General features: G+C 41.0%; 11 protein-coding genes. 7 read left to right on the forward strand and 4 right to left on the reverse strand.

Translation table 11 applies throughout. The features are described from left to right. Nucleotides 1-1,695 (reverse strand): RecQ family ATP-dependent DNA helicase (locus WBJ10_RS04860; RefSeq protein WP_424288402.1); only part of this gene is annotated, 1,695 nt, incomplete at its 3' end. 93 nt (nucleotides 1,696-1,788) lie between these two features. Here WBJ10_RS04860 and WBJ10_RS04865 point away from each other — a divergent pair. Both WBJ10_RS04865 and WBJ10_RS04870 read left to right on the forward strand, forming a co-directional pair. Beyond that, nucleotides 1,789-2,754, forward strand: coding sequence for a KpsF/GutQ family sugar-phosphate isomerase (locus WBJ10_RS04865; protein WP_424288403.1), 966 nt, complete (start codon nucleotides 1,789-1,791; stop codon nucleotides 2,752-2,754). Nucleotides 2,755-2,770: 16 nt separating this feature from the next. Beyond that, nucleotides 2,771-3,853, forward strand: a complete 1,083-nt coding sequence (locus WBJ10_RS04870; RefSeq protein WP_424288404.1) for a mannose-1-phosphate guanylyltransferase — start codon at nucleotides 2,771-2,773, stop codon at nucleotides 3,851-3,853. Here the strand turns inward: WBJ10_RS04870 and rlmB are convergent. After that, on the reverse strand, nucleotides 3,846-4,631 hold the full coding sequence (gene rlmB / locus WBJ10_RS04875; RefSeq protein ID WP_424288405.1) for a 23S rRNA (guanosine(2251)-2'-O)-methyltransferase RlmB: 786 nt from the start codon (nucleotides 4,629-4,631) through the stop codon (nucleotides 3,846-3,848). The two genes, WBJ10_RS04870 and rlmB, sit on opposite strands and share 8 nt — an antisense overlap. Nucleotides 4,632-4,918: 287 nt before the next feature. Between rlmB and dnaB the strand changes: the two genes are divergently transcribed. Beyond that, nucleotides 4,919-6,478 carry a replicative DNA helicase gene (dnaB, locus tag WBJ10_RS04880; RefSeq protein WP_424288406.1) on the forward strand — a complete coding sequence of 520 codons (1,560 nt, stop codon included), beginning with the start codon at nucleotides 4,919-4,921 and terminating at the stop codon, nucleotides 6,476-6,478. On the opposite strand, the gene chrA is transcribed toward dnaB, so the two are convergent. Continuing rightward, complete coding sequence (chrA, locus tag WBJ10_RS04885) at nucleotides 6,475-7,677, reverse strand: chromate efflux transporter (RefSeq protein ID WP_424288407.1); 1,203 nt, start codon at nucleotides 7,675-7,677, stop codon at nucleotides 6,475-6,477. The two genes, dnaB and chrA, sit on opposite strands and share 4 nt — an antisense overlap. Further along, nucleotides 7,678-8,013, reverse strand: a complete 336-nt coding sequence (locus WBJ10_RS04890; RefSeq protein ID WP_424288408.1) for a tetratricopeptide repeat protein — start codon at nucleotides 8,011-8,013, stop codon at nucleotides 7,678-7,680. Between the two features lie 44 nt (nucleotides 8,014-8,057). Here WBJ10_RS04890 and WBJ10_RS04895 point away from each other — a divergent pair, with 44 nt between their 5' ends. From WBJ10_RS04895 to WBJ10_RS04910, 4 genes are all read left to right on the forward strand, one after another. Continuing rightward, complete coding sequence (locus WBJ10_RS04895) at nucleotides 8,058-8,795, forward strand: electron transfer flavoprotein subunit beta/FixA family protein (protein WP_424288409.1); 738 nt, start codon at nucleotides 8,058-8,060, stop codon at nucleotides 8,793-8,795. Between the two features lie 39 nt (nucleotides 8,796-8,834). Beyond that, complete coding sequence (locus WBJ10_RS04900) at nucleotides 8,835-9,812, forward strand: electron transfer flavoprotein subunit alpha/FixB family protein (RefSeq protein ID WP_424288410.1); 978 nt, start codon at nucleotides 8,835-8,837, stop codon at nucleotides 9,810-9,812. A gap of 39 nt (nucleotides 9,813-9,851) precedes the next feature. Then, nucleotides 9,852-10,448 carry a bifunctional nuclease domain-containing protein gene (locus WBJ10_RS04905; protein ID WP_424288411.1) on the forward strand — a complete coding sequence of 199 codons (597 nt, stop codon included), beginning with the start codon at nucleotides 9,852-9,854 and terminating at the stop codon, nucleotides 10,446-10,448. 80 nt (nucleotides 10,449-10,528) lie between these two features. Then, a partial coding sequence (locus tag WBJ10_RS04910; protein WP_424288412.1) for an MFS transporter occupies nucleotides 10,529-11,414 on the forward strand: 886 nt, incomplete at its 3' end.

Here is an 11,414-nt window from a genome sequence, read left to right on the forward strand (position 1 = left end):
CTCCAGTGACGGGTCTTGAAAAATCACAAAAGGCGGAAGGTTTTTTTGCTTTGCGATTTTCTTGCGAAGTTCTTTAAGAATTAGCAGCAGTTGTGTATCAAGTGCCCCACCTTGTTGCTGCGATTCCTCCACCTCATCCTCTGCCGTTTCCATTAAATAGTTCAGAATAAATTTGACAGCATGCGGATTCTCAATAAAAGCCCTGCCTGATTTGGTAAGTTTTAATAAGCCATAGTTGTCTATATCCTTTCGCACAAAATTATTAAGCACCGCTTGTCGCATAAGTGACTTCCAAAGAATCTCTCCTTCGGATTTTCCTGAGCCGAACAAATCCAGTTTATCGTGTTCGTAAGAAGAAATCTGTGCATTATCGAGTCCCATCAGGAAATTAAAAATGTATTGATCGTCGAATTTTTCACCAAAGTCACGCACGAGAGTTAACACCTTCCGCAAATGATTTTCTGCTTCGAAGTATTTTTTAGGATGCCTGCAATTGTCGCACATATTGTTGCATCCGGCTTCATTAAAGTTCTCACCAAAATAATGCAGGATTTGCTTACGCCTGCAAACAGAAGATTCTGCATAGTCAATTACTTCTTTCAGTATTTGTGTACCTATTTCCCTTTCAGAAACAGGTTTATCCTTCATGAATTTGGTCAGCTTGTCAATATCCTTTTGCGAATAAAACGCTACACAGATACCTTCACCCCCATCTCTTCCCGATCTCCCAGTTTCCTGATAATAACCTTCCATACTCTTCGGAATATCGTGGTGAATTACGTAGCGCACATCGGGCTTATCAATGCCCATTCCAAAGGCAATTGTGGCAACTATCACGTCCACATCTTCCATCAGGAAATTATCCTGAGTTTCCGCGCGGGTTTTCGGATCAAGGCCTGCATGATAAGGAAGAGCTTTAATTCCATTCAATTTTAAGGCTTCAGCTACTTCCTCCACCTTCTTACGGCTAAGGCAATAAACGATGCCTGATTTGCCGGCATTCATTTTAGCGTATCGCACTATTTCTTTAATAACATCCCTCTTGGCCCGTACCTCGTAGAAAAGATTCGGCCTGTTAAAAGATGATTTGAAAAGCGATGCATTACTCATCTGCAGGTTTTTCTGAATATCCTGTTGAACCTTTGGTGTAGCCGTTGCTGTAAGGGCTATAATTGGGATATCATCTCCGATATTATCAATCACCTGTCTGATCTTCCTGTATTCGGGACGGAAGTCGTGCCCCCATTCAGAAATACAATGTGCTTCATCAACTGCTACAAAAGAAATAGCAATACCCCTCAGGAAGTCGATATTCTCAGCTTTAGTCAACGATTCGGGCGCTACATAAAGTAATTTAGTTGCTCCACTGGTCACGTCATCTTTTACCCGGGCTATATCAGATTTATTTAAAGTAGAATTCAGAAAATGCGCTATGCTATCTGTACCGCCGAAAGCCCTCAGTTGGTCCACCTGATTCTTCATCAGGGCAATAAGGGGGGAAATTACGATGGCAGTGCCATCACTCATTAAAGCTGGAAGCTGATAGCAGATTGATTTACCGCCCCCGGTGGGCATGATAACGAATGTATCCCGTTTTTGTAATATACTGGTGATAATCGCTTCTTGATCCCCTTTAAAGTTATCAAACCCAAAGAAGTTCTGTAGATTATCGAAAAGGGATTTGTTTATTTCCATTTCTTAATAGGAAAAAAATAAAGATGGGTCATAATAGTAGTCAAAATAACATATTTTTGCGATAAATTATCCGTTTGTTTAATAATAATCTTTTTGAAGAATCCACAAGAAATACTAGACCTTGCAAAAAAAACCTTGCAGATTGAAGCAGATGGCATCATCCGTATTTCAAGTCAGTTAAACGAAGATTTTTCTGAGATAGTACATCAAATCTTATACCTAAAAGCCCGCGTAATAGTTACAGGTATTGGGAAAAGTGCGATTATCGCCCAAAAGATAGTTGCAACGTTTAATTCTACCGGTACTCCTGCTATTTTTATGCATGCTGCTGACGCGATTCACGGCGACCTTGGAATGATCCAACAGGATGATCTGATCATCTGCATCTCGAAAAGCGGCAATACACCGGAGATAAAGGTATTAATCCCATTACTAAAACAATCTGATAATAAGTTAGTTGCGATGGTTGGGGATACCAATTCGTTTTTAGCTACCCAATCCGACTGGGTTTTAGATACCTCGGTTGAGATTGAAGCTTGTCCGAATAACCTCGCTCCCACCACCAGCACTACTGCCCAATTGGCGATGGGTGACGCTTTGGCAGTTTGTCTTCTAGAATGCCGGGAATTTACCAGTGAGGATTTTGCAAAATATCATCCCGGAGGTTCGCTCGGAAAACGACTATATTTAAAAGTGGGAGATCTGGCAGCTCAAAATGAGAAACCACAGATCTCTTCCGAAGCAACTGTAAAAGATGTAATCATAGAAATCACAAAAAACAGATTAGGCGCTGTAGCTGTTGTGGATCAGGGCAGGCTTTCTGGTATTATCACCGATGGAGATATCAGAAGGATGCTCGAAAAAAATAATAACATTGACGGCTTGCGTGCAAAAGATATTATGAGTACCAATCCGAAATCTATTAATAAAGATGAACTTGCAGTTAACGCCCTGGAAGTATTAAGAAAAAACAACATTACACAGATTCTTGTTGGTACCGAAACTAAGTTTGAAGGATTCATACATCTGCATGATCTTTTAAAAGAAGGAATTATTTAAAAGCTTTTAACAAACAATGAAAAACAACTACGCTTTAATAATGGCAGGTGGGATTGGCAGCAGGTTTTGGCCTATTAGCCGAACTAGCTACCCTAAACAATTTATAGACATCCTGGGTACCGGCAAAACTCTCATCCAGCAAACATATGATCGCTTTAAAAATATAGTACCAGAAGAGAATATCTTCATTCTAACAAATGAAATTTATTCAGACCTGGTACTTGAGCAAATACCAGGGATGGATAAAAGCAGGATTTTATGTGAGCCTGTTATGCGCAATACGGCGCCCTGTATTGCTTATGGATGTCATAAGATTAATAAATTGAATCCGGATGCTGCCATAGTGGTTTCCCCCTCTGATCATCTTATACTAAACAATGAGGAGTTTATAAATTGTATTAATAAGTCCTTGAAAACGGCTTCAGACAACGATTGCTTAATTACCCTAGGAATAAAGCCGTCCAGGCCTGATACCGGATATGGTTATATCCAATACAATACACAAAAAATAGACGACGATTTCTATAAAGTAAAGACCTTTACAGAGAAACCGAATCTGGAACTTGCCAGGACATTTGTGCAAAGCGGTGATTTCCTTTGGAATGCAGGAATCTTCGTTTGGTCCGTAAGGAACATTCTTTACTCATTCCGAAAGCATCTGCCAGAGATCAATGACATATTTAACGAGGGTTCCGCGGTATATAACACCGATAAGGAAACCGAGTTCATTCAAACCGCTTTTACGCAATGCACCAATATTTCAATTGACTACGGAATAATGGAAAAAGCAGAGAATGTTTATGTCTTGCCTTCTGAATTTGGTTGGTCCGATCTGGGCACCTGGGCTTCTGTTTATGAGCTTGCAGAAAAAGATTATGTCGGAAACGCCGTAATCCCGTCTGAGAAAGTTATCATGTACGATTCATCCAATTGCATGGTAAATGTTCCGGAAGGCAAAGTGGTAATATTGCAAGGTTTACACGACTTCATTGTTGTTGAAGCAAATAATACCCTGTTAATTTGCCCTCGTGATCGGGAACAGCAAATCAAACAGGTTGTTACTGACGTCAAACAGCGCTTTGGTTCAGATTTTATTTAGCAGCCAGTTTTTGTCTTACAGCTTCATATAGGAGTACACCAGCAGAAACCGAGACGTTAAGCGATTCTATTTCCCCAAACATGGGGATTTTAGCTAAATGATCCGCAATACGAATCAGTTCGGTTGATATTCCGTTTTCTTCCGAACCCATAATCACAACAGTGGGAACTGTGTAATCTGGCTGGTAAAGGTACTCGTTAGTTTTTTCCGTGCAGGCTATCAATTGTAAACCGGATTCCTGAAGAAACTTTGCGGTTTTGACCATACTTTCATGGCGGCAAACTGGAACCTTATATAAGGCTCCGGCAGAAGTTTTCACTGCATCAGGATTGATTTGGGCTGAACCTTTCGCAGGCACAACCAATGCGTGTACCCCTGCACATTCGGCAGTACGGGCTATTGCACCGAAGTTTCTTACATCGGTAATTCCATCAAGCAACAGAATTAGGGGAACTTCCCCTTTTTCAAAAATTGCTGGAATGATGTTTTCAATCTTTTCGTAAGTAATTGGTGATATGAAGGCAACTGCACCCTGATGATTTTTTGGTGTAAGCCGGTTGAGCTTTTCAATGGGAACAAGTTGAAATGTTAGTTCGTTCTCTTTAATCAAACTCCTTAATTCGAGAATAAGTCCGCCGTTCAAGCCTCGCTGGATGTACAGACTTTCTATTTCTTTACCACTTTTTATTGCTTCGATAACAGCCCGTATACCGAAGACCATCTGGTTCGACTCGTGTGGAGAAGCATCCCGCCTTCTATTAAAAGAGTTAGTGTTCATTGATATATATTTTAGAATCTGCAAGTTAGATATAATTTCCATTTGGACAGGATTTCTGGCATCGATGTGACAAGTTTGCCTGAGTTATCAACATCCTAAAAAGTTATAAACACAAGGTTTAAATTAGGATAGGTGAATTATTCAACGAATTATTACAGTTTTATCCACATTAGATGTTGATATTAAAGTGGTTGAATGCTTTGATGGCTCATAGTGTCATTTGCTAAAAATTTACGGTGTGAAAAACTAAAAAATTTCCGGATTCTTTTTTGTATACTTTTGTTATCATGAGTTTAGAGAAGGATCAGGATTTTAGCAGAGGGAATAAAAATACGTTACCAGGGGATCGTCGAAACAGGCTTAGCAGCATCGCCAGTGGCTTAGGAAAATTACCTCCTCAGGCGCTGGATTTAGAAGAAGCTGTGCTTGGGGCACTTATGCTCGAGAAGGATGCGCTTTCTGCTGTAATTGATATTTTGAAACCTGACGTTTTCTACAAAGACGCCCATCAAAAAATATTTGAGGCGATTCAATTCCTGTTTCAAAAATCTTCTCCGATCGATATCCTTACAGTAACCGCCCAGCTGCGCCAGCAGGGCGATCTGGAAATGATCGGCGGTGCCTATTATATTACTGAGCTTACAAACCGTGTAGCTTCGGCGGCAAATATTGAATATCATGCACGAATAATCTCTCAGAAATTCATACAACGTGAATTGATTAGGATTTCTACTGAGATCATCAACAATGCCTATGAAGATACCACTGATATCTTCGACCTGCTCGACCATGCCGAGAAAAATTTATTTGATATTGCCCAAAACAATCTTCGAAGAGATTCAAGGAAAATGGATGACATCATTCGTGAATCACTAGAAAATCTTGAGAAAATAAAAGATAAGGTAGACGGATTAACTGGTGTCGCTTCTGGTTTTACAGCCCTTGACAGGATTACCTCCGGTTGGCAACCCTCAGATTTGGTAATTATTGCGGCCCGGCCGGCGATGGGTAAAACGGCTTTTGTATTAAGTTGCGCCAGGAATGCCGCCGTTCAGTTCGGCAAACCTGTTGTGTTTTTCTCACTGGAAATGTCATCCGTTCAGCTTGTTAATCGTCTTATATCGGGAGAAACAGAAATTGAGCAGGAGAAAATCAGAAAAGGTCATTTGGCTGAATGGGAATGGCAGCAATTACACTCGAAAATCGGAAGCCTTACGGAGGCACCTTTGTTTATTGATGATACCCCGGCACTTAATATCTTCGAATTCCGGGCAAAATGCCGGCGTCTGAAAGCCCAGTACGATATACAAATGATCATCATTGATTATTTACAGTTGATGCATGGCAAGAGCGACGGAAAAGGCGGAAACCGCGAGCAGGAAATCGGTAGTATTTCAAGAGCCTTAAAATCTGTTGCTAAGGAGTTAAATGTACCGGTTATTGCCCTTTCCCAGTTAAGCCGGGCAGTTGAAAACAGGCCTGGAGGAAGTAAAAAGCCCATGCTTTCGGATTTAAGGGAGTCGGGTTCCATTGAACAGGACGCCGATATGGTATTATTTCTATACCGGCCGGAATACTATGGTCTTACCGAAGACGAACAAGGGCGGTCTACAGTAGGTATTGGAGAGGTTATCATTGCAAAACACAGAAACGGGGAAACAGGGACAGTACCACTACGTTTTGTCGGCAAGTTTGTAAAGTTCGTAGACCTCGAAGAAGATTTTTCAGCGCCTGCAAATGCAAACCCTTTCGCCGGAATCGCACCCTCACAGGATTTCGAAAAGCCTAATAATTTTATAATCCGTCCTTCACGAATGGATGACATGGATGATGAGCCTCTTTTTTAGGAGAACAAGCCCAAAAGTACCCCGGCTATAATTAATACCGGAGTTCTAACTTTTGTATAGACGAGCAAAAGGAAAGTTATTACAATCAAAGAAACACTGGTAATGCTTATCCCTAAAGGTTGAATAAGAAGGATAAATGCAGCTCCCATGAAGCCTACCGACACGGCATTAATTCCCGAAAGTGAATTCTTGATCCGGGTAATTTTTTTAAGGTCATTCCAGAATGGAACGATAAATAAGACAAGAATTAATCCCGGCAGATTAATCCCTACAACGGCAATGACACTACCCAGCACCTGGCCGTAGATACTGTACCCTGCATTTTTGAGAGTCATAGCACCTACAAATGAAGTAAAGGAAAAGGTTGGTCCGGGAAGGGCTTGCTGAACGGCGTAACCCGCCAGGAACTGATCTGAAGTTAAATAATCCTTCATATCCACAAACTCGGTGTACATAAAAGGAACAAGCACCTGTCCGCCCCCAAATATCATAATGCCGTTACGATAAAAATTCTCAAAAAGACGAATTGGCAAACTGAAAGGCGATGTACGGTTGATAATAGCACCCAGTCCTGCAAAAAATAAAAGAACCCCTATAAAGTAGGCAATCTTCTTTGGGTTTATCTTCGAGAAAAGCTTGCTTCTGATCTGCGTTTCTTCAAAAGGGGTGTCAATTGCCGATGAAATAATCCCTCCTATTAATATTAAGATGGGAAAAGCGTAGGCATTTCTTAGAATAAGGGTAGCTGCTAGAGACGAGGCCGCAAGCCAGTAAGCTGTGTCAGTTTTCAATATAACGCGTCCGAACTTAAAAGCCGCATACCCGACAATTCCGACCGCGATAGGCTGAATAAAACTGAGAATGTGTTCAAACTTCTCTCCTTCACCAAGCGCTGTATAGCTTATCGCCGCCAGGCACATAATAGCTGCCGATGGAATCACCCATATCAGAAAAGTGGTGAGAGCAATTGGTAAGCCCCCAACTTTATAAGCAATACCAATCAGAGTCTGGGTAGAAGATGGTCCCGGTAATATTTGAGTAAGTGCATTCAACTCCAGGAGCTCTGCCTCTGAAATATATTGACGCTTCATTACGAAATTCTTAAGCATCATGCCGACATGGGCCTGTGCACCTCCAAATGCCGTCAGTGTAAACGAGACTACATCACTTAAAAAGATAAGGTGGCGTTTGTTAAGCATTCAATCGTCTTCGTAATCCAGACCCATAACAGAATTGTAGACGCCTTGCAATTCAGATAAAGCATGCATATCCCCTGCTTTTCTTGAAACTTCCATACCTTTTTTGTAAGTTACAATTGCCTGGTCTTTACGATTAAGCAGCTCATACAATTTTCCTGCATGATAATATGTTCCTACATATTCGGGGTGATTCGCAAGCAGGTCCTCATAATATCCAAGAGCAGTATCTAAATCCTTCGCATTTAGGTATTCTGTCGCTAAAGCATATTTTAGAAAGGGGTCATGAGGTTCATTAGCAAGGAAATGGAGAAGCTTTTGTAATCGTATATGATGCATTTTAATTTAGCTTTTTTGAGTAGATTTGTAAAAACAGAATCTATATGAAGATATTAGTTTGTGTCAGCAATGTCCCAGATACTACTACAAAAATAACTTTTAGCGGTGATAATACACAATTCAACACGGCTGGTGTACAATTTATATTGAACCCATATGATGAAATAGCACTTGCCCGCGCGATCGAGCTGTCTGAAGGAGGAAAAGGAACCGTAACTGTAATACACGTTGGGGAACCGTCGTCTGAACCCACTATCAGAAAGGCATTGGCAATTGGAGCAGATGAAGCCGTTCGTGTAAATGCGGCACCACGCGATGCATATTTCGTTTCATTTCAAATCGCCGAATACGCTAAGACAAATGGCTTCGACCTTATTTTGACCGGAAGAGAATCTATAGATTATAACGGTTCGCAAGTAGCTGCAATGATCGGCGAGTTTCTTGATATTCCTTCAATTTCAATCATAAAAAAACTCGAGAGTGATGGCAACAGTGCTCAAATTGAGCGCGAAATAGAATGCGGAAAAGAAATATTAAAGGTCGACTTCCCATTTGTGGCAAGTTGCGCTGAGGGTGTGGCAGAGCCAAAAATTCCGAATATGCGTGGGATCATGTCGGCCAGAACAAAACCATTGCAAGTTCTGGAAGCTACAGATATCGAGGTGTTGGCAGCAATTAAATCTTATTCTACCCCTGCACCAAGGGGTATGGTGACCATGATATCACCAGAAGAAACTGAAAAGCTTGTCAGCTTATTACACACTGAGGCAAAAGTTATTTAAAGAATCTTTAATTTAAATCCCGCAAGGCAAACAGCGAATATGTCAGTTTTAGTATATGTAGAGAATGCCGAAGGCAATTTTAAGAAATCAACTTATGAAGTGGTATCTTATGCCAAAGCACTTGCAGATCTGTTAAACACGGATCTTATAGCTATCTCAATCGGAGAGGTTGCACAAGATCAACTAGGTAAATTAGGTAAATATGGCGCCTCCAAAGTCATAAATGTAAAAAGTGATATACTAAAGACCTTTGTGATCCAGGCCTATGCTTCAGCAATTTCTGAAGCGGCGAAAAAAGAAAGCGCAGATGTTCTGATTTTAGCCAATTCATTTAGCGGTAAGGGGCTTGCACCCAGAGTTGCTGTAAAGTTGCAAGCAGCTTTAGTGGATTCTGCTGTAGAGCTCCCGCAAATTGAGAACAATAGCTTTACTGTCAAAAAAACTGCATTCTCGGGCAAAGCCTTCGCTACGGTAGAGCTGCATTCTGCAATTAAAGTAATTGCAGTAAACCCTAACTCGTTCCAGGTTACTGAAAACTCGGGAACAGCTAATATTGAAGACTTCCAACCAGAAATCAAAGACTCAGACGTGAGAATTACGGTCACTGATGTGGTCAGAGCCACGGATAAAATAGCTTTACCTGATGCTGAACTGGTTGTTTCAGCAGGACGAGGTTTAAAAGGCCCGGAAAATTGGTCAATGATCGAAGAACTGGCCGACGTTCTTGGAGCAGCTACTGCATGTTCCAAACCTGTTTCGGATGCAGGATGGCGTCCTCATGAAGAGCACGTGGGACAAACGGGAATCGCTGTCAGCCCGAATCTTTATATTGCCATTGGAATATCCGGTGCGATACAGCATTTGGCGGGTGTAAGTTCATCAAAAACTATCGTGGTGATCAATAAAGACCCTGAAGCACCATTTTTTAAGGTTGCAGATTACGGAATCGTAGGTGATGCTTTTGAAGTTGTACCGAAATTGACGGAGGCTCTAAAAGCTTATAAATCACATTCTTAAATAATTATTAGTGATTTACCTAAATGTTAAGCTTTCTTAATGAAGAAAATTAAATTAGATATAGTTGGATTATCCTACAGCCAGACGCAATCAGGGGCCTACGCTCTGGTTCTTGGTGAGGTAAGTGGGCGCCGAAGGCTTCCTATTATTATAGGAGGCTTCGAGGCACAAGCTATCGCCATCGAAATAGAAAAGATGACACCTAGTCGGCCACTTACGCACGACCTCTTTAAATCACTTGCGGAAGCCTACACTATTACTATACAAGAAGTTATTATTTACAATTTGGTGGATGGGATTTTTTATGCAAAACTCCTTTGCAGCGATGGAAAAAAGGTGACTGAAATCGATGCGAGGACTTCCGACGCCATTGCTTTAGCGGTTAGATTTGACTGCCCTATTTATACCTATGAATTTATACTTGCAACCGCAGGGATTGTAATTGAAGGAAATGAGTTTGTATTCCTGGAGAATATTGAACCCCAGCCTGAAGAGAAAACTCCTGCAGCAGCACTTAGTTATAGTTCCTTGAGCGAGGAAGAGCTTAAAGCTAAATTAAAAGAAGCTCTTACGGATGAAGCATATGAGCGGGCAGCCAAGATTCGTGATGAACTGGCCAAAAGAAGATCTTCTTAAGCACCTTTACAGTCTACTTTAAATTTCAATTGTTTTATATTCTATAATAGTTCTATCTTTTTCTCATAAATGTTCAGCATATGAATATAAAGCTACGCCTTATTATCATGAATTTCCTTCAGTTCTTTATCTGGGGTTCATGGTTGATCTCTTTGGGTGGATACATGATAGTCACCCTAAAATTCAGTGGTGTAGAGGTAGGAAGTATTTTTGCAACAATGGGTATAGCTTCATTGTTTATGCCCGCAGTTATGGGCATCATAGCGGATCGGTTTTACAATGCTGAGCGTGTATTGGGCGCATGCCATATTGCCGGAGCTCTTCTTTTATTATTAGCTGCTCAAATTGAAGACTACCCTTCCTTGTATATTATCATGCTTTTCAATTGTATGGCTTATATGCCTACAATTGCACTTGCAAATACCGTTTCCTATAACGCGCTGGAAAAGAATAACATGGATATTGTAAAATCCTTTCCTCCTATTCGCGTTTGGGGTACCATTGGATTTATTGCTGCCATGTGGGTTGTAGATTTGCTTGATTTTACCAAAAGTCCCATGCAATTATACGTCGCCTCGGCCGCTTCTCTCCTTCTTGGGCTTTATTCATTTACTATGCCGCCCCGGCCACCTTTGAAATCCGGAGAAGCAAGAAGTTTTTCAGCTACCCTGGGACTGGACGCCCTTGTACTTTTTAAGTCAAGGAAACTTGCCGTTTTCTTCATATTCTCGATGTTTCTTGGTGCTGCGCTGCAAATTACCAATCTATTTGGCGGTTCTTTTTTGGATGATTTCAAAAGCACTTATCCCGATTCATTTGGTGTACAGCATCCCAATTTGCTCTTGTCCATTTCACAGATATCTGAAACCTTATTTATCCTGACAATCCCATTCTTCCTTTATAAGTTCGGGATCCGTACCGTGATGCTATTTAGTATCATAGCCTGGGTACTACGTTTTGCTTTAT

Origin of the sequence: Daejeonella sp. (assembly GCF_049655485.1) — a bacterium.
Classification (GTDB): Bacteria; Bacteroidota; Bacteroidia; order Sphingobacteriales; family Sphingobacteriaceae; genus Daejeonella.